The sequence below is a fragment of the Citrobacter sp. R56 genome (assembly GCF_016811995.1).
In the GTDB taxonomy this organism is placed as follows: domain Bacteria; phylum Pseudomonadota; class Gammaproteobacteria; order Enterobacterales; family Enterobacteriaceae; genus Citrobacter_D; species Citrobacter_D enshiensis.
The window spans coordinates 766064-791603 of the sequence record NZ_CP069159.1 but is presented as its reverse complement, the minus strand read 5'-3'; the positions used below and the strand labels follow the sequence as shown (position 1 = coordinate 791603).

General features: G+C 53.1%; 25 protein-coding genes. 8 read left to right on the top strand and 17 right to left on the bottom strand.

All coding sequences use genetic code 11. The annotated features are described in order from the left end of the window. Positions 1-238: 238 nt before the first annotated feature. From JM656_RS03815 to idi, 3 genes are all read left to right on the top strand, one after another. Positions 239-1687 carry a nucleobase:cation symporter-2 family protein gene (locus JM656_RS03815; protein WP_203360071.1) on the top strand — a complete coding sequence of 483 codons (1449 nt, stop codon included), beginning with the start codon at positions 239-241 and terminating at the stop codon, positions 1685-1687. A 1-nt stretch (position 1688) separates the two neighbouring features. Further along, positions 1689-1814 carry a hypothetical protein gene (locus JM656_RS22225; protein ID WP_238929190.1) on the top strand — a complete coding sequence of 42 codons (126 nt, stop codon included), beginning with the start codon at positions 1689-1691 and terminating at the stop codon, positions 1812-1814. A gap of 140 nt (positions 1815-1954) precedes the next feature. After that, positions 1955-2503 carry an isopentenyl-diphosphate Delta-isomerase gene (gene idi / locus JM656_RS03810; RefSeq protein ID WP_203360070.1) on the top strand — a complete coding sequence of 183 codons (549 nt, stop codon included), beginning with the start codon at positions 1955-1957 and terminating at the stop codon, positions 2501-2503. 49 nt (positions 2504-2552) lie between these two features. Here idi and lysS read toward each other — a convergent pair whose 3' ends face one another. The 5 genes from lysS to xerD form a co-directional block, all read right to left on the bottom strand. Further along, on the bottom strand, positions 2553-4070 hold the full coding sequence (lysS, locus tag JM656_RS03805; RefSeq protein WP_203360069.1) for a lysine--tRNA ligase: 1518 nt from the start codon (positions 4068-4070) through the stop codon (positions 2553-2555). Between the two features lie 9 nt (positions 4071-4079). Further along, positions 4080-5178, bottom strand: a protein-coding gene (prfB, locus tag JM656_RS03800) for a peptide chain release factor 2 (RefSeq protein ID WP_203360068.1) whose coding sequence is annotated in 2 segments (ribosomal slippage) — positions 4080-5102 and positions 5104-5178 — 1098 coding nt in all. Because the reading frame shifts where the segments join, the coding sequence is not laid out codon by codon here. 90 nt (positions 5179-5268) lie between these two features. Further along, entirely contained in the window at positions 5269-7002 is a 1734-nt protein-coding gene (gene recJ / locus JM656_RS03795; RefSeq protein WP_203360067.1) for a single-stranded-DNA-specific exonuclease RecJ, read from the bottom strand. Between the two features lie 5 nt (positions 7003-7007). Then, positions 7008-7721, bottom strand: coding sequence for a bifunctional protein-disulfide isomerase/oxidoreductase DsbC (gene dsbC / locus JM656_RS03790; RefSeq protein ID WP_203360066.1), 714 nt, complete (start codon positions 7719-7721; stop codon positions 7008-7010). Positions 7722-7744: 23 nt separating this feature from the next. After that, entirely contained in the window at positions 7745-8641 is an 897-nt protein-coding gene (gene xerD, locus JM656_RS03785; RefSeq protein ID WP_192613404.1) for a site-specific tyrosine recombinase XerD, read from the bottom strand. A 112-nt stretch (positions 8642-8753) separates the two neighbouring features. On the opposite strand from xerD, the gene fldB reads away from it, so the two are divergent. Further along, positions 8754-9275 (top strand): flavodoxin FldB, encoded by a 522-nt coding sequence (gene fldB, locus JM656_RS03780; protein WP_192613405.1) that lies wholly within the window; start codon positions 8754-8756, stop codon positions 9273-9275. A gap of 67 nt (positions 9276-9342) precedes the next feature. On the opposite strand, the gene JM656_RS03775 is transcribed toward fldB, so the two are convergent. Beyond that, positions 9343-9756, bottom strand: a complete 414-nt coding sequence (locus JM656_RS03775) for a protein YgfX (protein ID WP_203360065.1) — start codon at positions 9754-9756, stop codon at positions 9343-9345. Next, positions 9737-10003 (bottom strand): FAD assembly factor SdhE, encoded by a 267-nt coding sequence (sdhE, locus tag JM656_RS03770; protein ID WP_162380161.1) that lies wholly within the window; start codon positions 10001-10003, stop codon positions 9737-9739. Before sdhE ends, JM656_RS03775 begins: the two co-directional genes overlap by 20 nt. Before the next feature lie 256 nt (positions 10004-10259). Here sdhE and ygfZ point away from each other — a divergent pair, with 256 nt between their 5' ends. Continuing rightward, positions 10260-11240: a tRNA-modifying protein YgfZ gene (gene ygfZ / locus JM656_RS03765; protein WP_203360064.1), complete on the top strand. Its 981-nt coding sequence runs from the start codon at positions 10260-10262 to the stop codon at positions 11238-11240. A gap of 93 nt (positions 11241-11333) precedes the next feature. Here ygfZ and JM656_RS03760 read toward each other — a convergent pair whose 3' ends face one another. Continuing rightward, positions 11334-11993, bottom strand: a complete 660-nt coding sequence (locus JM656_RS03760; protein ID WP_192613408.1) for a hemolysin III family protein — start codon at positions 11991-11993, stop codon at positions 11334-11336. Positions 11994-12155: 162 nt separating this feature from the next. After that, positions 12156-12467: a N(4)-acetylcytidine aminohydrolase gene (gene yqfB, locus JM656_RS03755; RefSeq protein WP_203361211.1), complete on the bottom strand. Its 312-nt coding sequence runs from the start codon at positions 12465-12467 to the stop codon at positions 12156-12158. Between the two features lie 52 nt (positions 12468-12519). Here yqfB and JM656_RS03750 point away from each other — a divergent pair, with 52 nt between their 5' ends. Together JM656_RS03750 and bglA are read left to right on the top strand one after the other, a co-directional pair. Next, positions 12520-13248 (top strand): MurR/RpiR family transcriptional regulator, encoded by a 729-nt coding sequence (locus JM656_RS03750; RefSeq protein WP_203361212.1) that lies wholly within the window; start codon positions 12520-12522, stop codon positions 13246-13248. Positions 13249-13369: 121 nt separating this feature from the next. Continuing rightward, positions 13370-14803: a 6-phospho-beta-glucosidase BglA gene (gene bglA, locus JM656_RS03745; RefSeq protein ID WP_203360063.1), complete on the top strand. Its 1434-nt coding sequence runs from the start codon at positions 13370-13372 to the stop codon at positions 14801-14803. A 44-nt stretch (positions 14804-14847) separates the two neighbouring features. Here the strand turns inward: bglA and JM656_RS03740 are convergent, their stop codons facing one another. The 8 genes from JM656_RS03740 to JM656_RS03705 form a co-directional block, all read right to left on the bottom strand. Beyond that, positions 14848-15591: an SDR family oxidoreductase gene (locus JM656_RS03740; protein ID WP_203360062.1), complete on the bottom strand. Its 744-nt coding sequence runs from the start codon at positions 15589-15591 to the stop codon at positions 14848-14850. A 60-nt stretch (positions 15592-15651) separates the two neighbouring features. Beyond that, positions 15652-18525: an aminomethyl-transferring glycine dehydrogenase gene (gcvP, locus tag JM656_RS03735; RefSeq protein ID WP_203360061.1), complete on the bottom strand. Its 2874-nt coding sequence runs from the start codon at positions 18523-18525 to the stop codon at positions 15652-15654. A gap of 127 nt (positions 18526-18652) precedes the next feature. Further along, entirely contained in the window at positions 18653-19042 is a 390-nt protein-coding gene (gene gcvH, locus JM656_RS03730) for a glycine cleavage system protein GcvH (RefSeq protein WP_162380169.1), read from the bottom strand. A 25-nt stretch (positions 19043-19067) separates the two neighbouring features. Continuing rightward, the gene (gene gcvT, locus JM656_RS03725) at positions 19068-20162 is read right to left on the bottom strand and encodes a glycine cleavage system aminomethyltransferase GcvT (protein ID WP_192613412.1); all 1095 of its coding nucleotides are present in this window, start codon (positions 20160-20162) and stop codon (positions 19068-19070) included. Between the two features lie 449 nt (positions 20163-20611). Continuing rightward, entirely contained in the window at positions 20612-21814 is a 1203-nt protein-coding gene (ubiI, locus tag JM656_RS03720; protein ID WP_203360060.1) for an FAD-dependent 2-octaprenylphenol hydroxylase, read from the bottom strand. A 121-nt stretch (positions 21815-21935) separates the two neighbouring features. Continuing rightward, positions 21936-23114, bottom strand: a complete 1179-nt coding sequence (gene ubiH / locus JM656_RS03715; RefSeq protein ID WP_203360059.1) for a 2-octaprenyl-6-methoxyphenyl hydroxylase — start codon at positions 23112-23114, stop codon at positions 21936-21938. Further along, entirely contained in the window at positions 23111-24436 is a 1326-nt protein-coding gene (gene pepP / locus JM656_RS03710) for a Xaa-Pro aminopeptidase (protein ID WP_203360058.1), read from the bottom strand. Before pepP ends, ubiH begins: the two co-directional genes overlap by 4 nt. A gap of 25 nt (positions 24437-24461) precedes the next feature. Next, complete coding sequence (locus JM656_RS03705; RefSeq protein WP_203360057.1) at positions 24462-25040, bottom strand: YecA family protein; 579 nt, start codon at positions 25038-25040, stop codon at positions 24462-24464. A 166-nt stretch (positions 25041-25206) separates the two neighbouring features. On the opposite strand from JM656_RS03705, the gene zapA reads away from it, so the two are divergent. Next, the gene (zapA, locus tag JM656_RS03700) at positions 25207-25536 is read left to right on the top strand and encodes a cell division protein ZapA (protein WP_162380175.1); all 330 of its coding nucleotides are present in this window, start codon (positions 25207-25209) and stop codon (positions 25534-25536) included. The last annotated feature ends 4 nt before the right edge of the window (positions 25537-25540 follow it).

Sequence of the window (25540 nt, the reverse complement as noted above, 5' to 3'; positions counted from 1 at the left end):
AATCACCCTATCCCATAATGATTAAATACTTATCAATATGAGAAAACAAAAGAGCAAATCCAGGTCGTCTCTCTTTACCAGATGTTCCCCAAATTAGTCATTATGTGATTTCTTCCGCATTTCCACCCTATACCTTTCCACACAGACTAAAACTGGCATCCCACGAGCATGTCCTTTTACTGTTTTAGCAAACGTAAACGGTTGCTTTTCACTCAGGCGAGTTAAAGGAGAAAAACGCATGAGCGCCATAGATTCTCAATTGCCTTCATCCTCGGGTCAAAACCGCCCTGGTGATGAGGTTGACCGCATATTATCTCCAGGAAAGCTTTTCATACTCGGTCTCCAGCATGTCCTTGTCATGTACGCTGGTGCGGTCGCGGTACCGTTGATGATTGGCGACAGACTCGGGCTCAACAAAGCGGAAATTGCTCTGCTCATTAGCTCCGATCTTTTTTGCTGTGGTGTCGTTACGCTTCTGCAATGTATCGGCATCGGTCGCTTTATGGGAATTCGCCTGCCGGTGATTATGTCGGTGACGTTTGCCGCCGTTACGCCAATGATTGCTATCGGTATGAATCCAGATATCGGTTTGCTGGGTATTTTTGGCGCAACAATTGCGGCGGGTGTTATCACAACATTACTGGCACCGCTTATCGGGCGTTTAATGCCATTATTCCCCCCTCTGGTTACCGGTGTGGTAATTACCTCTATTGGGTTGAGTATTATTCAGGTTGGCATCGACTGGGCGGCGGGAGGAAAAGGAAACCCTGAATACGGCAACCCGATATATTTAGGCATTTCTTTTGCCGTATTAATTTTTATTTTACTCATTACCCGTTATGCCAAAGGTTTTATGTCCAACGTTGCCGTATTACTCGGCATTGTATTTGGCTTTGCGTTATCGTGGATGATGAATGAAGTTAATCTGTCAGGCCTGCACGATGCCTCCTGGTTCGCGATTGTTACACCACTGGCCTTTGGCACACCGGTTTTTGATCCCGTCTCAATTCTGACGATGACGGCAGTCCTGATCATTGTTTTTATTGAATCGATGGGGATGTTCCTGGCGCTCGGGGAAATTGTGGGTCGTAAACTCTCCTCACAAGACATTATTCGCGGGCTGCGCGTGGACGGCGTAGGAACGATGATTGGCGGGTTTTTTAACAGCTTCCCTCATACCTCATTTTCACAAAACGTCGGTCTGGTCAGCGTGACGCGCGTGCACAGCCGCTGGGTTTGCATTGCTTCCGGTATCATTTTAATTCTGTTCGGCATGGTGCCTAAAATGGCAGTACTGGTCGCCTCCATTCCGCAATTTGTCCTCGGCGGCGCGGGTCTGGTGATGTTTGGCATGGTGCTGGCAACCGGGATTCGCATTCTGTCACGCTGTAACTACACCACCAATCGTTACAACCTCTACATTGTGGCGATTAGCCTTGGCGTCGGCATGACTCCCACGCTGTCCCATGACTTTTTCTCCCAGCTCCCCGCCGTCCTCCAGCCACTACTCCACAGCGGCATAATGCTGGCAACGGTCAGCGCCGTGGTACTGAATGTCTTCTTTAACGGCTATCAACATCACACCGAGCTGGCGCAAGAATCGATCTCCGATAAAAAATTAAAGGTCAGAACCGTCCGTATGTGGTTACTGATGCGCAAACTGAAAAAAAACCAGCAGGATGAATAAAATGCATATTTTATTGCGCTGTATTCTGAGTGTTCTGCTGCTCATGCTGATCTCAATTCCCGCCATTTCTGAAGGTATTGCTCTGGGTATTGAAAGCCGGTTCAATTTCATGCTGCTGTTTTTCTGAACCCTCTTTTTCTCCCGACACCCGCGTCAAATGGCGCGGGTGTTGAATCCCTCGCCATCACATACATCTGTGAGAAATCATTCTGTCGCGATATATCATGCCCTATAATGGTGTGTGCTTAACATTCACGGCGAGACATCATGCAACAGGAACACATTATTTTATTGGATGAGCAGGCCAGGCCTTCCGGTACGCTGGAAAAATATGCGGGGCACACCCTCAATACCCCTTTACATCTCGCCTTCTCTTGCTGGTTGTTCAACACGCAGGGCCAGCTGCTGGTCACCCGCCGCTCGCTAGCGAAAAAAGCGTGGCCTGGTGTCTGGACGAATTCGGTTTGCGGCCACCCACAGGAAGGAGAAAGCACTGAAGACGCCATTATCCGACGCTGTCGTTTTGAGTTGGGCGTGGAGATATCCAGCCTGACCCCCGTCTATTCGGCGTTTCGATACCGTGCAACCGATCCAAACGGGATCGTGGAGAACGAAGTGTGTCCGGTCTATGCGGCGCGAATGGTCAGCGAGCTCAGCGTGAATAACGATGAGGTGATGGAGTACCAGTGGAGTGCACTGGAGAATGTTCTGGAGGGGATTGACGTCACACCGTGGGTGTTCAGTCCGTGGATGGTGATGCAGGCATCGAACGAAGCCGCGCGTGAAGCATTATTAAATTACAGCCGCCAAAAATAAAAAACCCCGACGCATTTGCCGGGGTTGGTTTTATCTGATGCCGTGAGGCTTATTTAACCGGACGCATCGCCGGGAACAGGATCACGTCACGAATGGTGTGGCTGTTGGTGAACAGCATAACCATACGGTCGATACCAATGCCCAGACCCGCCGTCGGCGGCAAACCATGTTCCAGCGCCGTCACATAGTCTTCGTCGTAGAACATCGCTTCATCATCGCCCGCATCTTTTGCGTTAACCTGATCCTGGAAACGCTGCGCCTGATCTTCGGCGTCATTCAGCTCGCTAAAGCCGTTACCGATTTCACGGCCACCGATGAAGAATTCAAAGCGGTCAGTAATTTCTGGGTTTTCATCGTTACGACGCGCCAGAGGAGAGACTTCTGCCGGATATTCAGTGATGAAGGTCGGCTGAATCAGGTGCGCTTCCGCCACTTCTTCAAAGATCTCGGTCACGATACGGCCCAGACCCCAGCTCTTCTCGATCTTAATACCGATGCTTTGAGCAATCGCTTTAGCAGAATCGAAACTGTCCAGATCCGCCATATTCGTCTCTGGACGATATTTCTGGATGGCTTCACGCATGGTCAGTTTTTCGAACGGTTTACCAAAGTCGAAGACTTCATCACCGTAAGGCACTTCAGTGGTGCCCAGAACGTCCTGCGCCAGCGTACGGAACAGAGATTCGGTCAGCTCGATCAGGTCTTTGTAATCCGCATACGCCATGTAGAGTTCCATCATAGTGAACTCTGGGTTATGACGAACGGAGATCCCTTCGTTACGGAAGTTACGGTTGATCTCGAATACACGTTCGAAACCACCGACGACCAGACGCTTCAGATACAGTTCCGGCGCGATACGCAGGTACATATCCAGATCCAGCGCATTATGATGGGTGATGAACGGGCGTGCTGCGGCACCGCCAGGGATCACCTGCATCATCGGGGTTTCAACTTCCATAAAGCCACGACCCACCATGAACTGACGGATACCCGCCATGATCTGTGAACGCACTTTAAAGGTGTTGCGGGATTCATCGTTAGAGATGAGATCCAGATAACGCTGACGATAGCGTGCTTCCTGATCCTGCAGACCGTGGAATTTATCCGGCAGCGGGCGCAGCGCTTTGGTCAACAGACGCAGCTCGGTACAATGGATCGACAGTTCACCCGTTTTGGTTTTGAACAGCTTACCTTTCGCGCCGAGGATGTCGCCGAGATCCCATTTTTTGAACTGCTCGTTGTAGATGCCTTCCGGCAGATCGTCACGGGAAACGTACAGCTGAATGCGGCCGCCAACGTCTTGCAGCGTAACAAACGACGCTTTACCCATGATGCGACGTGTCATCATACGACCCGCCACAGACACTTCGATGTTCAGCGCTTCCAGTTCTTCGTTTTCTTTCGCGTCGAAGTCAGCGTGCAGTTGGTCTGAGGTGTGATCGCGACGGAAATCATTCGGGAACGGGATACCCTGCTCGCGCAGGCCAGCCAGCTTCTCGCGGCGCGTTTTCAGTTCATTATTAAGATCGGCTACCGCGTCAGCGCCCTGTGCGTGTTGTTCAGACATGTTGGTTCCTCATAACCCTGCTTTCAAACTTGCTTCGATAAATTGATCCAGGCTGCCATCCAGCACCGCCTGCGTGTTACGGGTTTCAACCCCGGTACGCAAGTCTTTAATGCGGGAGTCATCAAGGACATATGAACGAATCTGGCTACCCCAGCCGATGTCGGATTTATTGTCTTCCATCGCCTGTTTCTCGGCATTCTTCTTCTGCATTTCCAGTTCATAAAGCTTCGCTTTCATCTGCTTCATGGCCTGGTCTTTGTTTTTGTGCTGAGAACGGTCGTTCTGGCACTGGGTGACCGTCCCGGTCGGAATGTGGGTGATACGCACCGCGGATTCCGTACGGTTAACGTGCTGACCGCCCGCGCCGGATGCGCGATAGACGTCGATACGCAGGTCAGCCGGGTTGATATCGATATCGATATCATCGTCCACTTCCGGGTAAACAAACGCAGAACTAAACGACGTATGGCGACGACCACCGGAGTCGAACGGGCTCTTACGCACCAGACGGTGAACGCCTGTTTCGGTACGCAGCCAGCCATACGCGTAATCGCCAGAGATCTTAATGGTCACGGATTTGATCCCTGCCACTTCGCCTTCCGACTCTTCGATAATTTCTGTTTTAAAGCCGCGAGCTTCTGCCCAGCGCAAATACATACGCTCCAGCATGCTTGCCCAGTCCTGCGCTTCAGTACCGCCGGAGCCCGCCTGAATGTCGAGGTAGCAATCCGCGCTGTCATACTCACCGGAGAACATACGACGGAATTCCAGCTGCGCCAGTTTGTCTTCCAGCGTATCAAGTTCAGCAACGGCTTCGTTAAAGGTTTCTTCGTCGTCGGCTTCTACAGCCAGTTCCAGTAAGCCGGAAACATCTTCCAGTCCTTGCAACATTTGATCGAGCGTATCGACAATGGCCTCAAGGGAAGAACGCTCTTTCCCCAGCGCCTGAGCGCGTTCAGGTTCGTTCCAGACGTCCGGCTGTTCCAGCTCGGCGTTTACTTCTTCCAGACGCTCTTTCTTGGCATCGTAGTCAAAGATACCCCCTAAGAACGTCGGAGCGTTCCGTGAGGTCCTGAATGCGGTTATTTACCGGATTAATTTCAAACATGGTCTGATTTCTTTTATTGGACGAGTCAAAATGCGGTTATAAGGGCGGAATAGTAGCGGATTTCGCCCTTTAATTACAGTGAAAGTGATGCTAAATCGGCCAGATGTTATCGATGATAATCTGTAAACTGCGATTGCCGCGGAACTCGTTAATATCCAGCTTGTAGGCCAGTTCCACTTCGCGCACGCCGTTGTCCGGCCAGCACGTCGTGTCGACGTTAAACGCGATACCGTCAAGCAATGGACCGCCGCCGACGGGTTCGACCATCACCTTCAGATGGCGCTCCCCCACCAGCCGTTGCTGCAACAGACGAAAACGTCCGTCAAACAGCGGTTCGGGGAACATTTGTCCCCACGGTCCGGCATCACGCAACAGTTGCGCCACTTCCATCGTCATCTCATCCACGCTCAGTGGACCGTCGGAGACCACTTCACCCTGCAAGAGCGCCGGATCCAGCCACTCGGTGACCAGCTCGCCAAAACGTTGCTGGAAGCGTTCAAACTGAGATTCCTCAAGGGATAATCCTGCCGCCATCGCATGGCCGCCAAACTTCAGCATCATGCCCGGATAGAGCGTATCTAAACGCTCCAGCGCATCACGCATATGCAGTCCCTGAATCGAACGACCGGACCCTTTCAGGGTGCCGTCGCCCGCAGGAGCAAACGCAATCACCGGGCGGTGAAAACGCTCTTTAATGCGAGAAGCCAGAATCCCAACAACCCCCTGATGCCACTCGGGATGGTACATCGCCAGACCGCCGGGAAGCGTTTCACCGCTGCGTTCCAGCTTTTCACACAGCGTCAGCGCTTCAGCCTGCATGCCCTGTTCTATTTCTTTGCGGGTCTGATTCAGCGCATCGAGCTCGTTAGCCAGTACGCGCGCTTCACCAATGTTGTCGCACAGCAACAACGCCACGCCAACGGACATATCATCCAGTCGGCCTGCCGCATTGAGTCGCGGCCCCAGGGCAAAACCCAGGTCGCTGGCCGCCAGTTTTTGCGGATCGCGATTTGAGATCTCCAGCAGCGCTTTAATACCCGGACGGCACTTGCCTGCCCGAATACGGCTCAATCCTTGCCAGGTCAGGATGCGATTATTCACATCAAGCGGCACCACGTCCGCCACCGTTCCTAACGCGACCAGATCCAGCAGATCCGCCAGATTCGGCGGCGCAATGCCGCGCTCGTCAAACCACCCTTTATCACGCAGGAACGTCCGCAGCGCCAGCATCAAATAAAACGCAACGCCGACGCCCGCCAGTGACTTAGACGGAAAGGTACAGTCACGCAAATTCGGATTGATGATGGCCTCTGCGGCGGGCAGTGTGTCGCCCGGCAGGTGGTGATCGGTGACGACGACAGGGATCCCCAGCGCTTTCGCATGTTCCACGCCCGCATGGGAGGAGATGCCGTTATCGACAGTTACGATCAATTGCGCGCCACGGGCATGCGCCTGATCCACCACTTCTGGACTTAAACCATAACCATCTTCAAAGCGATTAGGCACCAGATAGCTGATGTTGTCGCAGCCCAGCGCGCGCATTCCGAGCACGCTGAGCGCGGTGCTGGTCGCTCCGTCCGCATCGAAGTCGCCCACAACGATAATGCGGGTTCCCTCACGAAATGCGTTATAGAGGATCTCAACGGCCTTTTCGACGCCGCTCAGTTGCTGCCACGGCAGCATGCCTTTAACGCTACGCTCAAGATCCTGCGCGCAGCGCACTCCCCGACTGGCGTACAAACGTCGCAGCAAAGGCGGCAAATCGCCGGGAAGGTCCGCCGTCTCATCGGCTTCACGCCGACGCAGTTGTATCTGTTGTTTCACGCGAATTATTTACCGCTGGTTTGTTTCTGGTGCTCGTCAAGAAACGCTTTCATCTCTTTCGGGCCTTGATATCCGGGAACGACATAGCCGTTGCTTAACACGATTGCCGGCGTACCGCTGACGCCAAACTGCACGCCCAGCGCATAATGGTCAGCGATATTCACATCGCAACTGGCGGCGGTAACGCTCTTGCCCGCCATCGCATCGTCAAAGGCTTTATTTTTGTCTTTTGCACACCAGATGGACTTCATATCTTGCTCGGCCTGGCTTGCCAGCCCCTGGCGCGGGAAGGCCAGATAACGCACAGTGATCCCCAGCGCGTTATAGTCTTTCATCTCTTCATGCAGCTTGTGACAGTAGCCGCAGGTGATGTCGGTGAAAACGGTAATGACGTGTTTTTCCTGCGCCGCTTTATAGACGATCATCTCTTTTTCCAGCGCGTTCAGGTGATTCATCAGCAATTTATTGGTGACGTTTACCGGATGGGCGCCGCTGACGTCATACATTGGCCCCTGGATGATGTGTTTACCGTCTTCGGTAACGTACAGCACGCCGCTATTGGTCATCACCGTTTTCATTCCGGCAACCGGCGCCGACTGAATCTCCGTGCTCTGTACACCCAGTTTGGCCAGCGACTGGCGAATCGCTGCGTCGTCGGCGTGGGCCATACCCGTAAACGCTGTCGCCAGCAGGGTGAACATCACAATACTTTTTTTCATAACCTATCCTTTACTGTCAGCATTCACGCCCTTGGGTGATGCTGTTGATGAAGTTGACGCAAGCGCTCGGTCGCGACATGAGTATAGATTTGCGTCGTCGAGAGATCGCTATGCCCGAGCAACATCTGCACAACGCGTAAGTCCGCGCCATGATTGAGCAAATGCGTGGCAAAGGCGTGACGCAAAACGTGTGGCGACAATTTCTCGCTGTCGATCCCCGCCAGCACGGCATAGTGTTTAATTCGGTGCCAGAACGTCTGACGCGTCATCTGCTGCGCACGCTGGCTGGGAAACAACACATCAATCGACACACCGTTCAACAACCAGGGACGGCCGTGTTCGAGATACGTTTCCAGCCAGTACACCGCCTCTTCGCCCAGTGGAACCAGCCGCTCTTTGTTTCCCTTACCGATGACCCGCACAACCCCCTGGCGCAGGCTGATGTCGCTCATCGTTAGCCCCACCAGTTCAGAGACACGTAGCCCCGTTGCGTAAAGCACTTCCAGCATGGCTTTGTCGCGTAGCTCCAGCGGTTGTTCAATCAGCGGCGCTTGCAGCAAACGCTCTACCTGCGCTTCACTGAGATCTTTTGGCAAACGCTGCGGAAGTTTAGGTGACGCAAGCTGTGCGCTCGGATCGTCTTCACGAAATTTTTCACGATAAAGATGCTGAAAAAAACGTCGCATGGCGCTTAGCAAACGCGCAGAACTGGTGGCTTTGTAGCCGCCATCCATCCGTTCCGCCAGTAAGGCTTGCAGATCGTCGCTTTGCACCGTCGCCAGCGATACCCCACGATGATGCAACCATTCGACCACCATCGACAGGTCGCGACGATACGCGCTTAACGTATTTTCCGCCAGATTTCGCTCCAGCCACAGGGCATCAAGAAACTGCTCGATGCGTGCCAGATCCTGTTCCACTTTCGCCCCTTATTCCGTTCTCATTTTTGATGCATTATGCCTCATTGTGCCGTGAATGCAGCGATTCTGGTACACTACCGGCAACGCTACAGCAGAATCGAGATGTTACGTAATGAACATGGGTCTTTTTTACGGTTCCAGCACGTGTTACACCGAAATGGCGGCAGAAAAAATCCGCGATATTCTGGGTCCCGAGCTGGTGACATTGCACAACCTCAAGGATGACGCCCCCACCTTAATGGAGCAGTACGATGTGCTCATTTTAGGTATCCCTACCTGGGATTTCGGTGAAATTCAGGAGGACTGGGAAGCCGTCTGGGAACAACTGGACTCTCTCAATCTGGAAGGCAAAATCGTCGCGCTTTACGGTATGGGCGACCAGTTGGGATACGGTGAATGGTTCCTGGATGCGCTTGGCATGCTGCATGACAAACTCGCCACCAAAGGGGTGAAATTTGTCGGCTACTGGCCAACGGAAGGATATGAGTTCACCAGCCCTAAACCGGTGATTGCCGATGGGCAACTGTTTGTCGGCCTGGCGCTGGATGAAACCAATCAGTACGATCTTAGCGACGAGCGCATTCAGGTCTGGTGCGAGCAAATTCTCAGTGAGATGGCTGAACACTATTCCTGAGACCATCGCCATTAAAAGATCGCTTTCTGACGCTTAGCACTGACGAATCAGGCATTCCGCCCGTTCGTCAGTGCTTCTCTTGTTCCGTTTGCTGCAACATTACCCGACGCAACTCACGCCATTCTTTTTCGTCCATGCTGTCTGCCGCCAGCCATAAATGCTGACGCCGACCGCTATCCGAGCGCAAACGCAACATCATGCCCGTTTTGAGCATCCAGGGTGCTCTCTGAATCACCCACTCCAGCCCCTGCCAGCGCAAACGCCCATCCATCAGTAATTTAATCTCACCCTGACGAGTATTGATACGCCGCTGGCTGCGTACGCAATCGAACACCACCAGTGAGAGCAATATCAGCCACAGAGGGGTATAGCTCAATGGCCAGGGCATCAACAAAATCAATGCGGCGACCAACCCATGAAGAAGCAGGGACAACCACTGTGCGCGCCATGAGACGCGTAAATCAGATTGCCACAGGACCACGTTCCCGATTCCGTGTCTGGATGAGTCTCACCATCTGCTCCAGTTCTGCATCTGCCGGTTTACCATGATTCATTAACCAGTTGAATAAATCCGGATCATCGCATTCCAGCAAACGAATAAAAATGCGTTTTTCATCATCACTGAGGCTATCGTACTCATGTTCGAAAAACGGCATGATGGAAATGTCGAGCTCACGCATACCACGACGGCATGCCCAGTGAATACGTGCTTTGTTGTTAATATCCATGTTCTTCTTCCTGTCTCGCGAAAATGAAGTACCCGGCCATTGTAACGTGTTTTTCATGTTCTTTTGCGGGAATCTCCATCATCGGAAGCACGATCGCTAAATATAAAGACATTGAGTCAAATGCTTCATCCATTTTGCATGGCACTTCGCAAAGCAGACGAAAGGGCACAAATGGAATGTCTAAAGCGCTTGCAATGGGCAATAGCTCTTTTACCATTAGTCATTATTACGGCGTTAAGCAAATCAGGACATTATTATGGCTTTTACACCTTTTCCTCCTCGTCAGCCTTCAGCGTCGGCGCGTTTGCCTCTGACGTTGATCACATTAGATGACTGGGCGCTGGCCACCATTACCGGTGCAGACTGCGAAAAATATATCCAGGGGCAGGTCACTGCCGACGTAAGTCAACTGACAGAGCATCACCATGTCCTGGCCGCCCATTGCGATGCCAAAGGAAAGATGTGGAGCAATCTTCGTTTGTTCCGTGATGGCGACGGATTTGCCTGGATTGAGCGCCGCAGTCTGCGCGATGCCCAACTGACTGAACTGAAAAAGTACGCCGTGTTCTCTAAAGTCGTCATTGCGCCTGATGATGAACGCGTTCTGCTTGGTGTCGCTGGTTTTCAGGCACGCGCAGCGCTGGCACCTCTCTTTAGTGAACTGCCGGACGCCGAAAACCCGGTGGTGACGAAAGGGGCTTCTACGTTGCTGTGGTTTGAACATCCGGCGGAGCGCTTCCTGCTGGTGACCGATGTCGCCACGGCAGAAACGCTGACCGAAAAATTACGTGGCGAAGCCGCTCTCAACAACAGCCAGCAGTGGCTTGCTCTGGATATTGAAGCTGGTATCCCGGTCATTGACACGGTAAATAGCGGACAGTTTATTCCCCAGGCAACCAACCTTCAGGCGCTGGGTGGAATTAGCTTTAAGAAAGGCTGCTATACCGGTCAGGAGATGGTTGCTCGTGCGAAATTCCGTGGCGCGAACAAACGGGCGCTGTGGTCTCTGGTGGGTATTGCCAGTCGGGTGCCGGAAGCGGGCGAAGATCTTGAACTGCAGATGGGTGAAAACTGGCGTCGTACCGGTACGGTTCTCGCCGCAGTACAGTTAGACGATGGCCGGTTGCGGGTACAGGTTGTGATGAATAACGACATGGAAGCCGACAGCGTATTTCGCGTCCGCGACGATGCCAACACATTGCACATCGAACCGCTGCCGTATTCGCTGGAAGAGTAAGACATTAATGCCGGATAGCGGCTTACGCCTTGTCCGACCTACGATGAAATTTTGTAGGCCGGATAAGCGCAAGCGCTATCCGGCAACAACGGCTCATGCCTGTCCGACATACAGATAAATCGCCAGGAAATGGCAGACGCTGCCTCCCAGCACAAAACCGTGCCAGATTGCATGGTTATAGGGAATGCGTTTGCAGACGTAGAAAATCACGCCCAGCGAATAAATCACGCCGCCGACCGCCAGTAATGTCACGCCACCCGCCGCCAGTTTGACCGCAAGTTGATACACCACAATCAACGATAGCCACCCCATCGTCAGATATGTCACTAACGAGAGCACTTTAAACCGATGCGCGATGGTCAGCTTGAACAGAATTCCAAGCAGCGCCAGGCTCCAGATTACGATCATCAGTCCGCGCGCCAGCGGTGAATCCAACCCTACCAGCAAAAACGGTGTGTAAGTGCCCGCAATCAACAGGTAAATCGCGCAATGGTCGAATTTTTTCAACCACACTTTCGCTCGTTGATGGGGGATTGCGTGATACAACGTAGAGGCGAGAAACAGCAGAATCATGCTGCCGCCGTACAGGCTATAGCTGGTAATCGCCGTGACACTGGCATGGCTGTCTGCAGCCTGTACCAGCAGCAGAACCAGACCCACAATGCCAAATACCAACCCAATACCGTGGCTGACGCTGTTGGCAATTTCTTCTGCCAGAGAATATCCCTGTTTTATTGAAGGTTTTTCAACCATGAGCTACTCCGGAGAAACGTTCACGTTCGTGATTGCCTCTCTAGCGTAACTGAGAATGGTTCCAGTGAACATCTGTTAGCTCAAATAAATTTTCGATTTAAAATAATCGTTATAAATCATGCAATTAAATTAAATTTTTCAACTAACAGTTGTTCTTGATAATCAAAGACATTTAAAATCAATCACATAAAATTGTGACTGCCCCGGGTAAATTTCCGTAATCACCCGCTTCAACTCATCAAGGGACATGTTTTCTTGTTGCGCATGTTTTTCACTGATCGTGTCCAGGGTTACGGTAGAGGTTCCTGTGACTTTTATCGTGCAGAAATAGCCGTCATCTTCAAAACGCCCCACACGCAGAACATCCCCCACGTTAAAATGAGACTCTGAGGCATCCCGCAGGGTAATGGTTTTCCGTCCTGCCAAAATGTCATCCTGAAAGCGCTGAAAAAAAGTAATGTCGTTTGGCTGCATGTTATTATTTCCTGAAGATGAAGTCTGATGAGTGAGTATTGCCATTGTGAGTATGTTCTCCCACGCTGCCATCGCCAGTCTCAACAATCTTGAGATGTTGGTCTACAACTATGTCATCAAAAACCGCGATAACGTCGTCTACATGACCATTCGCGAACTGGCTGATGCTGCAGGGGTTTCGACCACCACGGTGCTGCGCTTTTGCCGTAAACTGAACTGTGATGGCTACTCTGAGTTTCGCGTGCGGTTTAAATTATATTTAGAGCAGAATGAACCGCAACAGGCTAATTTCGGTGCCAGCGAAATTATCAGCTTTTTTAAAAGTGTGAATAACGACGAATTTGATAAATTACTCGATCACGCGGTTGAGATTATTTTATCTTCCGAGCGAATTATATTCGTCGGCGCCGGAACCTCCGGGGCCTTAGCTAAATATGGCGCGCGCTTTTTCTCAAACGTCGGAAAATTCAGTAACCATATTGATGACCCTTATTTCCCTGTCACCAATGATATGGCCAGAAACGCCCTCGCGATCGTGCTTTCGGTCTCAGGAGAAACCGCAGAGATCCTGCGTTTTGCCAGCCAGTTCAGCCTGCATAACTGCAAAGTGTTGTCTGTTACCAGCCATGAACACTCCGCACTGGCAAAACTGGCCGACTTTAATCTCTCCTGGCATGTGCCGCAAACGCGTGTTGCCGGTGTTTATGATATTACGACGCAGATCCCTGTTATTTATATTCTCGAGACGTTAGGTCGTAAACTGGCGAAAAAATTAGCGTAAAAAAACAATTTGTTTTTTCGATGTAACAAGTCACATCACGGCTATTTTGTTATATCGTGACATTTCATTTCCCTTTGTTAGACTCAAAATCAGAAGATCATTAATTTGAGATTGAGCCCAGATGAAAAAACTCACCTTACCGAAAGATTTCTTATGGGGTGGCGCAGTCGCTGCCCACCAGGTTGAAGGCGGCTGGAACAAAGGCGGCAAAGGACCGAGCATTTGTGACGTGCTGACCGGCGGCGCACACGGCGTTCCACGTGAAATCACCCAGCAAGTGGTGCCGGGAAAATACTATCCCAACCACGAAGCGGTCGATTTCTATGGGCACTACAAAGAAGATATTAAGCTCTTCGCTGAAATGGGCTTTAAATGCTTTCGAACCTCGATCGCCTGGACCCGTATCTTTCCACAAGGTGACGAAACCCAGCCGAATGAAGAAGGGCTGAAGTTCTACGACGATATGTTCGATGAACTACTCAAATACAATATCGAACCCGTTATCACCCTCTCCCACTTCGAAATGCCGTTGCATCTGGTACAGCAATACGGAAGCTGGACTCACCGTAAGGTGGTGGATTTCTTTGTGCGTTTCGCTGAAGTAGTGTTTGAACGCTACCAGCACAAGGTCAAATACTGGATGACCTTCAACGAGATAAACAACCAGCGGAACTGGCGCGCGCCCCTGTTTGGCTACTGCTGTTCCGGTGTGGTCTACACCGAACATGAAAACCCAGAAGAGACTATGTATCAGGTGCTGCACCATCAGTTTGTCGCCAGCGCTCTGGCAGTGAAAGCGGCACGCCGCATTAATCCTGAAATGAAAGTCGGCTGCATGCTGGCGATGGTGCCGCTTTATCCCTTCTCCTGCAAACCCGAAGATGTCATGTTCACCCAGGAATCAATGCGCGAGCGTTATGTCTTTACCGACGTTCAGCTTCGCGGTTACTACCCCTCTTATGTGTTAAACGAATGGGAACGCCGTGGTTTTAACATCAAAATGGAAGAGGGAGACAACGCGGTTCTGCGTGAAGGTACCTGCGATTATCTTGGTTTCAGCTATTACATGACCAACGCAGTGAAAGCCGAAGGCGGCAGTGGCGATGCAATTTCCGGCTTCGAAGGCAGTGTCCCAAATCCACACGTGAAAGCCTCGGACTGGGGATGGCAAATTGACCCGACGGGTCTGCGTTACGCGCTTTGCGAACTGTATGAACGCTATCAGAAACCATTGTTTATCGTGGAAAACGGGTTTGGTGCCTACGACAAAGTGGAAGAAGACGGCAGTATCAACGATGACTACCGTATCGACTATCTGCGTGCCCACGTCGAAGAGATGATGAAAGCCGTGACGTATGATGGCGTGGACCTGATGGGCTACACACCGTGGGGCTGCATCGACTGCGTATCTTTCACCACCGGACAGTACAGCAAGCGTTACGGCTTTATCTATGTGAACAAGCATGACGACGGCACTGGCGATATGTCGCGCTCACGTAAGAAGAGCTTCAACTGGTATAAAGAAGTGATTGCCAGCAACGGCGAGAATCTGTGATTTTTTGCCGGAGGGCGAAAACGCATCCTCCGGCAATTAACGTCCTATTTTCCACCCGCCAGCTCAAGAAAACTGCCCGTCACATACGACGCTTTCTCACTCAAAAGCCAGACAATCGCCTGAGCAACCTCTTTCGGTTGCCCGCCACGTTGCATGGGTAACGTAGACTTAACGCGATCAACTCGCCCAGGCTCACCGCCGGAAGCATGCATGTCGGTATAGATAAGGCCAGGACGCACGCAGTTCACGCGTATTCCCTGCGCCGCCACCTCCAGCGCCAGCCCGGTGGTGAGTGTATCTACCGCTCCTTTCGACGCAGCGTAATCGACATACTCGAAAGGTGCGCCAAGCCGTGCTGCCGCCGAGGAGACATTCACAATCGCCCCGCCCTTGCCGCCATGCTTAAGCGACATTCGCTTCACGGCCTCCCGGCAACAGAGGAAATAACCGGTCACGTTAGTGGCCAGCACGCGATTAATCCGTTCGGCGGTCAGGTTTTCTACCGTGCTTTGTTCAAATAAAATCCCGGCGTTATTCACCAGCGCAGTCAACGGTTCGCCGGTACGATCGAGAGATTCAAACATCGCCATCACCTGGCTTTCATCGCTAATGTCAGCGCGCAGGGCGAATGCCTTACCGCCCGCAGCGACAATCGTGTTAACCACTTCCGTTGCCGCGCGAATATTGTGATGAAAGTTAACGGCGACGGTGTACCCCTCTGTCGCCAGTTGCAGTGCGGTTGCGCGTCCGATCCCCCGACTACCGCCTGTTACCAGTGCGATTGCCATACCCTTACCCCCAAAAATAAAGGCGCCGAAGCGCCTTTAAAAGATAATTGAAGCGGAAAATTACTGATATTCGCTCATCGGTACGCAAGAGCAGAACAAATTACGGTCGCCGTAAACATCGTCGAGACGTTTTACCGTCGGCCAGTATTTGTTCTCTACGCCCGCAGGGAACACGGCGATTTCACGGGTGTACCCATGATTCCACTCCGCCACCAGCTCATTCTGGGTGTGCGGCGCGTTAACCAGAGGGTTATCTTCCAGTGGCCACTCGCCCGCTTTCACGCGATCAATTTCAGCCCGAATCGCCAGCATCGCATTGATAAAGCGATCCAGTTCAACCTTGCTTTCGGATTCCGTCGGTTCCACCATCAGCGTACCCGCAACTGGGAAGGACATGGTCGGCGCATGGAAACCGTAGTCGATCAGGCGTTTGGCGATATCCAGTTCACTGATGCCCGTCTCTTCTTTCAGCGGGCGAATATCGAGAATGCATTCGTGCGCCACGCGGCCATCACGACCCGTGTACAGCACCGGATATGCATCTTTCAGACGGCTGGCAATGTAGTTAGCATTGAGAATAGCCACCTGGCTTGCTTTTTTCAGACCTTCTGCGCCCATCATGCGGATGTACATCCAGCTAATCGGCAGAATAGATGCGCTACCGAACGGAGCAGCGGAAACCGCGCCCTGACGGGTCAGCATGCCTTCGATTTGCACCACGCTATGGCCTGGCACAAACGGCGCCAGATGTGATTTCACCCCGATTGGACCCATACCTGGGCCGCCACCGCCGTGCGGAATGCAGAAGGTTTTATGCAGGTTGAGGTGCGATACATCTGCGCCGATAAAGCCAGGCGTAGTGATACCGACCTGCGCGTTCATGTTTGCACCGTCAAGGTAAACCTGGCCGCCAAACTGGTGAACGATTTCGCACACTTCACGGATCGTCTCTTCATACACACCGTGAGTGGACGGGTACGTCACCATGATGCAGGAGAGGCTGTCGCCGTGCTGTTCCGCTTTCTCACGCAGATCCGCCAGATCGATGTTGCCCTGTTTGTCGCACGCGACGACGACGACCTGCATCCCCGCCATTTGCGCGGACGCCGGGTTTGTACCGTGGGCAGACGCCGGGATCAGGCAGATGTCGCGATGCCCTTCGTTGCGGCTCTCGTGGTAATGACGAATCGCCAACAGACCCGCATATTCACCCTGCGCACCTGAGTTTGGCTGCATGCACACGGCGTCGTAACCGGTCAGTTTAACCAGCCAGTCAGAAAGCTGGCTGATCATCTGGTGATACCCTTCCGCCTGATCCGCCGGGCAGAAAGGATGCAGTTCAGCAAATTCCGGCCAGGTAATCGGGATCATCTCGGCAGCGGCGTTCAGCTTCATGGTGCAGGAGCCCAGCGGGATCATCGCCTGATTCAGCGCCAGATCTTTGCGTTCCAGAGAGTGCATGTAACGCATCATCTCGGTTTCGCTGTGATAGCGGTTAAACACCGGATGCGCCAGGATCTCGTCATCACGCAGCATGCTGTCCTGAATAGAACGGCTGTCATACGCGACGTCTTTGTCCAGCGTGTCGATATTCAGACCATGGTTTTCGCCAAGCAGTACGGAGAACAACGCCAGCACATTTTCACGGGTGGTCGTTTCATCCAGCGTGATGCCGACCGCATTGTGGATATCGCTACGCAGATTGATTTCTGCCGCTTCCGCGCGCGCCAGCACCGCAGCTTTATCAGCCACTTCAACGCACAGGGTGTCAAAGTAGTGCGCATGACGCAGCTTCATCCCTTTTTGTTGCAGGCCGGTTGCCAGAATATCGGTCAGGCGATGAATGCGATTTGCAATACGTTTCAGCCCTACCGGACCATGATAAACCGCATACAGACTGGCGATGTTGGCCAGCAGCACCTGAGAGGTACAGATATTGGAGTTCGCTTTCTCGCGACGAATATGCTGCTCGCGAGTCTGCATCGCCATACGCAGGGCGGTATTGCCCGCCGCATCTTTTGATACGCCGATAATACGGCCTGGCATAGAGCGTTTGAATTCATCTTTCGCGGCAAAGAATGCCGCATGCGGGCCGCCGTAGCCCATTGGCACGCCAAAGCGTTGTGCTGAACCGAAAACGATATCTGCGCCTTGTTTGCCTGGCGCAGTCAGCAGAACCAGCGCCATAAAATCGGCGGCAACGCTGACCACAATTTTGCGCGACTTCAGCTCGGTAATCAGCGCGCTGTAGTCGTGAACTTCCCCGGTCGTGCCCACCTGCTGTAACAGCACGCCAAACACATCCTGGTGATCAACCACTTTTGCGGCGTCGTCGACGATCACGTCAAAACCGAAGGTTTCCGCACGGGTGCGAACTACGTCCAGCGTTTGAGGATGCACGTCGGAGGCGACGAAGAAACGGTTAGCGTTTTTCAGCTTGCTCACGCGTTTTGCCATTGCCATCGCTTCGGCCGCCGCAGTCGCTTCGTCGAGCAGAGACGCAGAGGCCATATCCAGGCCGGTCAGATCCAGAGTTACCTGCTGGAAATTCAGCAGTGATTCCAGACGACCCTGGGAGACTTCCGGCTGGTATGGCGTATACGCGGTGTACCAACCTGGATTCTCTAACATATTGCGCAGGATAACCGGCGGCAATTGCACGGCGGTGTAGCCCATGCCGATGTAAGACGTGAAGCGCTTATTGCGGCTGGCGATAGCTTTGAGTTCTGCCAGCGCAGCATACTCGGTCGCAGCTTCACCCACCTGCGGCGGGGTCGCAAGCTGAATATCTTTCGGCACAATCTGGCCGATCAGCGCGTTTAACGACTCGGCGCCAACGGCATTCAGCATTTCTTGCTGTTGCTCAGCGTCCGGTCCGATGTGGCGTTCAATGAAAGCGCCGCTGTTTTCAAGCTGGCTTAACGTCTGTGTCATGGGCGATGGTTCCTGAAACGTGCAGTGAATCGTGATTGTCTCTAACTCAATTGCCCGGTGACGCTAACGCTTACCGGGCCTACGGTGACCTGTAGGCCGGATAAACGCAGTGCCATCCGGCACAACATTACTCGTCTTCTAACAGGGCTTCGTATGCAGTGGCATCCAGCAGCGCGTCGATTTCGCTCGCGTCGTTGGCTTTGATTTTGAAAATCCAGCCACCCGCATACGGTTCGCTGTTGATAAGCTCCGGAGAGTCGCTGAGCGCGTCGTTAACGGCCACGATCTCGCCTCCCACCGGTGCATAAATATCTGATGCCGCTTTGACGGACTCAGCGACCGCGCAATCATCGCCTGCGCTAACGGTGCTGCCGACGTCTGGCAGATCGACAAACACCATGTCGCCCAACAGTTCCTGAGCGTGCTCGGTAATGCCCACGGTGTAAGTACCGTCCGCTTCTTTACGCAGCCATTCGTGTTCTTTGCTGTATTTCAGTTCTGCAGGTACGTTGCTCATCAATCAATCTCCAAAAAAGGATGAATCACGCGACGGCTTTGCCGTTACGCACAAAAACAGGTTTCGTTACTTTTACCGGCATCTCGCGGTTACGGATCTGCACAATCGCCGTTTCACCAATGCCCGCTGGCACTCGCGCCAGCGCAATGCTGTAGCCCAGCGTCGGAGAGAACGTGCCGCTGGTGATAATGCCTTCCTGCGTGTTGCCCTGTGCATCGATAAAACGAACCGGCAACTCATTACGCAACACGCCTTTTTCCGTCATGATCAGACCGACCAACTGCTCGTGCCCTTTTTCACGCTGCGTTTCCAGCGCTTCGCGACCGATGAAATCACGGTCAGTCGGTTCCCAGGCAATGGTCCAGCCCATGTTGGCGGCTAATGGAGAAATGCTTTCGTCCATCTCCTGGCTGTACAGGTTCATGCCAGCTTCCAGACGCAACGTATCGCGCGCGCCCAAACCACACGGCTTCACGCCAGCTTCCACCAGCGCACGCCAGAAATCTGCCGCCTTTTCATTTGGCATGGCGATTTCATAGCCCGCTTCACCGGTATAACCGGTTGTCGCAATGAAGAGATCGCCCGCCTGGACGCCAAAGAACGGTTTCATCCCGTCGACTGCGCGACGCTGTTCTTCGGTAAACAACGCGGCGGCTTTCGCCTGCCCGTTTGGTCCCTGTACGGCGATCAGCGACAGATCGTCACGGACGGTAATGTCGATGGCATAAGGTTCAGCGTGTTGGGAAATCCAGGAGAGGTCTTTTTCGCGGGTGGCGGAGTTAACAACGAGGCGGAAGAAATCTTCAGTGAAGTAGTAGACGATAAGGTCATCTATCACGCCGCCCGAGGCATTAAGCATACCGGAGTAGAGGGCTTTCCCGCTCTTCGTTAGCTTTGCCACGTCATTTGCCAGCAGATAACGCAAAAACTCCCGGGTGCGGCTGCCTCGCAGATCGACAATCGTCATATGCGAAACATCAAACATACCGGCATCGGTGCGCACAGCATGATGCTCATCGAGCTGGGAACCGTAATGCAGCGGCATCATCCAGCCATGGAAATCGACCATCCGGGCGCCACATAACGTGTGTTGTTCGTACAAAGGAGTCTGTTGAGCCATCTTTTCCTCGTTGAATAAGCAGGGCTTACAACCATTTCGTGATGAAATTTACGCCACGAAACCCGTCATCGAAGCCACGTTATGGCCTCAACGCAAACGTTCTCTTTTCCATTGAACTTACCACCGAAACTGATGCTTAACCATAAGGTAAAATTAACTATCACATTAGCTTATGCCAAAAAATGGCAAAGCAGACCACAGAACAAAAAACCAAAAACATAATTAACGAATCCATAACACACAAATCACAGGTACAAAAAACCGATTTAATCGATATTAAATTCTAAAAAAATGTCAAAAATCGAGACGAGAGAAAATCGTGATATAAAAAAATCTAATGCGAAAAACAGCGTGGAATTAGATTATTTCAAATGAGGTAAGTCCCCCGGCGCGAAGGCCGGGAGAAGAAAGTGTGACGGGTCTCAAACTCTTAGATGCGGAGGGATTTCTTAGCGCAGCCACTCAGGCAAATCATTCAACCCCATAGCCTGACGGATAAGTTGCGGTTTTACTCCTGGGAGGGTATCGGCCAGTTTCAGACCAATATCGCGCAGCAATTTTTTCGCTGGATTCTCCCCAGCAAACAGCTCGCGAAAACCTTGCATACCTGCCAGCATCATGGCGGCACTGTGCTTACGGCTACGCTCGTAACGACGCAAATACAGATACTGACCGATATCTTTGCCCTGACGCTGCAAACGCTTCAGTTCATCGATAAGTTCCGCAGCATCCATAAAGCCGAGGTTAACCCCCTGCCCCGCCAGCGGATGGATGGTGTGGGCGGCATCGCCGACCAGTGCCAGACGATGGGCGGCAAACTGGCGCGCATAGCGCCCCGTCAGCGGGAATACCTGGCGTTCGCTTTCCACGCGACACAACCCGAGTCGGTTATCAAACGCAATATTCAATGCCCGGTTGAATTCCTCTTCGCTCGCATGTTGCATCCGCTCAGCCTCTTGTGGCGAAAGCGACCAGACAATAGAGCAAAGATGTGGGTCGACGAGGGGCAAAAACGCGAGAATACCCTCGCCATGAAACGCCTGGCGAGCAACGGCATCATGCGCCTCTTCGGTACGAATGGTAGCGACCAGCGCATGATGGCGATAGTCCCAGAAAGTCAGCGGAATATCGGCTTTGCTGCGCAGCCAGGAGTTCGCGCCGTCCGCCCCAACCACCAGGCGAGCGGTTAACATCGTGCCGTCTTTCAGGGTCAGAAACGTTTCATTTTCCCCCCAGGCCACCTGCTGCAGTTCTGCAGGAGCCATCAGCGTAACATCCGAGGATTGCTGCGCTTTTTGCCACAGAGCGTAGTGGATCACCGTATTTTCAACGATATGCCCAAGATGGCTGTAGCCCATACTTTTATCATCGAACGCAATGCGTCCAAAGCTGTCTTTGTCCCAGACTTCCATGCCGTGATAGCAGCTGGCCCGACGGGCAACAATATCTGACCACACGCCGAGACGCGTGAGCAATTTTTCGCTGGCAGCATTAATGGCCGACACGCGAAGCGCCGGTGGAGCATCATTTTCCAGTGGCTGAGGGACATGCTGTTCCAGCACGGCGACCCGTAAACCGCTACCCTGTAAGCCGCAGGCGACGGCCAGACCTACCATGCCTCCACCCACAATAGCTACATCAACACTTTGCACTGTTTGCTCCTCGAAACCGAAACCTGTAATCCGTAGGCCTGATAAGCGTAACGCCATCAGGCATTTGTGCGGGTAACCCTGCCGGATGGCGGCTTCACCTTATCCGACCTACAGGTCATATTTAACGCGCTACCCAACCCAGGGTCCGCTCCGCCAGCACATCGCGTGCCGGTGTCAATAATTCCATTGCTATCAACCCGACATTGCGCCCGACAACCAGCGGCGCCCAGTGATTAGCAAACAGATAAACCAGACTGTTCGTCACGCCAATTGTTGTTTCACGGTCTGCCTGTCGACGTTGTTGATACCGCGACAGCACGCGATATTCGCCGACGTCTTCGCCTGCTTGCCATGCCTGGGTCAGCGTTTCGGCAAGGCTCATCACATCGCGTAATCCAAGATTAAACCCTTGTCCTGCGATAGGGTGCAGTGTCTGCGCGGCATTTCCCACCAGCACGGTACGATGGGTGACGGCTTTGACCGCCGTCGTCAGCGAAAGCGGATAGACACTGCGTTTCCCCGCCTGGGTAATACGTCCCAGTCGCCAGCCAAATGCGCTCTGCAATTCACGGCAAAACTGTTCATCAGACCAGGCCATCACCTCATCACGCCGCTCAAGCGGATGGCACCACACCAGTGAGCAACGCTCCCCGGACATGGGCAACATCGCCAGTGGACCATGTTGGGTAAAGCGCTCAAACGCACGACCTTCATGGGGCACAGAGACAGCCACGTTGGCGATCACCGCTAACTGTTCGTATGGCGTTTGCTGCCAGTCCACACCGCAGGCCGTTGCCAACGCAGAACGCGTACCATCAGCCGCAACCAGAACGTCGCCGGTAATCACATCACCGTTTTCCAGCGTGACATTGACCTGTTCCTGCGTGCGCGAGACCGTGGCGACGCGAGCGGGGCAATACAACGTCACGCCCGGCGCTTTGCGCAACAGCCCGAACAAGCGCTGACCGACATCGTGCAACTCAACGACCTGCCCTAACGCCGCAATACGATAATCTTGCGCATCCAGAGTCACAAACCCGGCATGCCCGCGATCGCTAACGTGAACGGTATTGATGGCCGTTGCGCAATCGGCGATCGCCTGCCAGATACCCATCCGCGCCAGTTGCTGACAGGTGCCTGCCGCCAGGGCGATCGCCCGGGCGTCGAAACCCGGGTGATCCTGTGCTTCAGGCGCCGTCGCTTCAATCAGATGCACCGGCAACTTGCCATGACTCAACTGAGATATTGCCAGCGCCAGCGTCGCCCCGGCCATCCCGCCGCCTACGATAATCACGCTCATTGTTGACGCGCCGCAGCCATTAAGGCTTCGATGTCGTCGGCTTTTTTCACTACGCTGGCGGTCAGGTTTTCGTTACCGGTTTGTGTGATGACGATGTCGTCTTCAATTCGGATACCAATACCGCGATACGCTTCCGGTACGTCGGCATCCGGCGCGATGTAGAGACCAGGCTCCACGGTCAGAACCATACCCGGCTCAAGCGGACGGGAGCGATCCTTGCCATATGTACCGACATCATGCACATCCAGCCCCAGCCAGTGACTCAGGCCATGCATAAAGAAAGGTCGATGGGCGTTATCGGCGATCAGTTGATCGATTTCGCCCTTCAGGATGCCCAGTTTCACCAGGCCGGTTACCATAATGCGTACCACCTCGCCGGTCACTTCCTGAATGGAGGTGCCTGGGCGATACAGACGCAAACTGGTTTCCAGCGACGCCAGCACAATGTCGTAGATCTCGCGCTGGGCAGGCGTGAACTTGCCGTTGACCGGGAAGGTTCGTGTGATATCCCCGGCATACCCTTTGTATTCGCATCCGGCGTCAATCAACACCAACGAGCCATCGCGCATTTCACTTTCATTTTCGGTGTAATGCAGGATGCAGCCATTTTCGCCGCTGCCAACTATGGTGTTATAGGAAGGATAACGCGCGCCGTGACGCGTAAATTCGTGGTGAATCTCCCCTTCCAGTTGATACTCAAACATGCCCGGACGGCATTTCTCCATCGACCGCGTGTGCGCCAGCGCGCTGATCTCTCCGGCGCGTCGCATCACGGCGATTTCTTCCGCTGATTTAAACAGGCGCATCTCATGCACCATCGGACGCCAGTCGGTGAGCGTCGCAGGTGCTTTCAGATTCTGACGCGACCCTTTGCGCAACTTATCCAGTGCGGTAAAGACAATCTCATCCGCCCAGGCATATTCGCCTTGCGCGTGATACACCACATCCAGGCCATTAAGCAGTTGGAAGAGTTGCTGGTTGATTTCGCTGAACGCCAGCGCACGATCCACGCCCAGCTTTTCTGGTGCGGCATCCTGCCCAAGACGACGGCCAAACCAGATCTCCGCAGTCAGGTCGCGAACCCGGTTAAACAAAACGCTGTGGTTATGAGTGTCATCGCTTTTAATCAGCACCAGCACAGCTTCCGGTTCATTAAAACCGGTGAAATACCAGAAGTCGCTGCTTTGGCGATACGGATATTCACTGTCCGCGCTACGCGTCGCTTCTGGCGCGGCGAAAATCAGCGCCGCGCTGCCTGGCGGCATTTGCGCCAGCAATGCCTGGCGACGACGCAGGTATTCTTGCAGGGATAGTTCGCTCATAACACTCTCCTTGGCGTTTTCGTTCTTAGTGCAGGGTCGGTTTGCGCACTTCCGGCGCGGTTGGCTGCTGACGCGTAAAGGTGTCGTGGCACAGCAGCGCCGCAACACGCACATATTCGATGATCTCTTCGAGCGACATCTCCAGCTCTTCCTGATCTTCGTCTTCGTCATAGCCCAACTGCGCGATGTTGCGCAGATCGTCAATTGCCTCGCCGGTTTCACCCGTCACTTTGTCGAGCTTAGGCTGTGTGACGCCAAGTCCGAGCAAAAAGTGGTTGACCCAACCTGCCAGCGCATCGGCGCGATCGAACACGCTGACGTCGTCTCCTTCAGGCAGAAAAAGCTGAAAAAGAAAGCCGTCATCTTCCAGCGCATCGCTGGTCGCGGCGTGCATTTTACGCAATGCTTGCGCCAGTTCATGACCAAAGGCCAGACCTTCGTTTGTCAGGTCATGAAGCAGCGGCTGCCAGGAGCTGTCGTTGTTGCCGCCACAAATCATCCCGCTTATCAAACCGTGCATTTCGGCTGGGGTCAATCCAGCCCCTTGTTGGTTCAAAAACTGGTTCATTTCGGTGTAACCAGGCATTTCGTTCTGTATAGACATAAGCATTCGTCATCAAAGGGAGGATATTCATGATATGCTACCACTTTGGACCCTGGTGAACCAGAAAAGGGCTTGTATCTTCATACCAGGGTAGCTATAGTGTCGCCCCTTCGCGGACCCAGGGTCCGGAGCCGAAGGCAGCGCAGTCAATCAGCAGGAAGGTGGCATGTCTGCACAACCCGTCGATATCCAAATATTTGGCCGTTCACTGCGAGTGAATTGCCCGCCTGAACAAAAGGATGCGTTGAATCAGGCAGCGGACGATCTTAATCAGCGGTTGCAAGATCTAAAAGTTCGCACTAGAGTCACAAATACTGAGCAGCTGGTTTTCATCGCCGCATTGAACATCAGCTATGAATTAGCTCAGGAAAAAGCGAAGACGCGTGACTACGCGGCGAGCATGGAACAACGTATTCGGATGCTGCAACAGACCATCGAACAAGCGTTGCTTGATCAGGGTCGCATAACCGAAAAAACGGGCCAAAACTTTGAATAACACT

Coding starts and splice junctions, on each gene's coding strand:
- JM656_RS03815 (WP_203360071.1), top strand. CDS start 239: ATGAGCGCCATAGATTCTCAATTGCCTTCATCCTCGGGTCAAAACCGC.
- JM656_RS22225 (WP_238929190.1), top strand. CDS start 1,689: ATGCATATTTTATTGCGCTGTATTCTGAGTGTTCTGCTGCTCATGCTG.
- idi (WP_203360070.1), top strand. CDS start 1,955: ATGCAACAGGAACACATTATTTTATTGGATGAGCAGGCCAGGCCTTCC.
- lysS (WP_203360069.1), bottom strand. CDS start 4,070: ATGTCTGAACAACACGCACAGGGCGCTGACGCGGTAGCCGATCTTAAT.
- dsbC (WP_203360066.1), bottom strand. CDS start 7,721: ATGAAAAAAAGTATTGTGATGTTCACCCTGCTGGCGACAGCGTTTACG.
- fldB (WP_192613405.1), top strand. CDS start 8,754: ATGAACATGGGTCTTTTTTACGGTTCCAGCACGTGTTACACCGAAATG.
- sdhE (WP_162380161.1), bottom strand. CDS start 10,003: ATGGATATTAACAACAAAGCACGTATTCACTGGGCATGCCGTCGTGGT.
- ygfZ (WP_203360064.1), top strand. CDS start 10,260: ATGGCTTTTACACCTTTTCCTCCTCGTCAGCCTTCAGCGTCGGCGCGT.
- JM656_RS03760 (WP_192613408.1), bottom strand. CDS start 11,993: ATGGTTGAAAAACCTTCAATAAAACAGGGATATTCTCTGGCAGAAGAA.
- yqfB (WP_203361211.1), bottom strand. CDS start 12,467: ATGCAGCCAAACGACATTACTTTTTTTCAGCGCTTTCAGGATGACATT.
- JM656_RS03750 (WP_203361212.1), top strand. CDS start 12,520: ATGTTCTCCCACGCTGCCATCGCCAGTCTCAACAATCTTGAGATGTTG.
- bglA (WP_203360063.1), top strand. CDS start 13,370: ATGAAAAAACTCACCTTACCGAAAGATTTCTTATGGGGTGGCGCAGTC.
- JM656_RS03740 (WP_203360062.1), bottom strand. CDS start 15,591: ATGGCAATCGCACTGGTAACAGGCGGTAGTCGGGGGATCGGACGCGCA.
- gcvP (WP_203360061.1), bottom strand. CDS start 18,525: ATGACACAGACGTTAAGCCAGCTTGAAAACAGCGGCGCTTTCATTGAA.
- gcvH (WP_162380169.1), bottom strand. CDS start 19,042: ATGAGCAACGTACCTGCAGAACTGAAATACAGCAAAGAACACGAATGG.
- gcvT (WP_192613412.1), bottom strand. CDS start 20,162: ATGGCTCAACAGACTCCTTTGTACGAACAACACACGTTATGTGGCGCC.
- ubiH (WP_203360059.1), bottom strand. CDS start 23,114: ATGAGCGTGATTATCGTAGGCGGCGGGATGGCCGGGGCGACGCTGGCG.
- pepP (WP_203360058.1), bottom strand. CDS start 24,436: ATGAGCGAACTATCCCTGCAAGAATACCTGCGTCGTCGCCAGGCATTG.
- JM656_RS03705 (WP_203360057.1), bottom strand. CDS start 25,040: ATGTCTATACAGAACGAAATGCCTGGTTACACCGAAATGAACCAGTTT.
- zapA (WP_162380175.1), top strand. CDS start 25,207: ATGTCTGCACAACCCGTCGATATCCAAATATTTGGCCGTTCACTGCGA.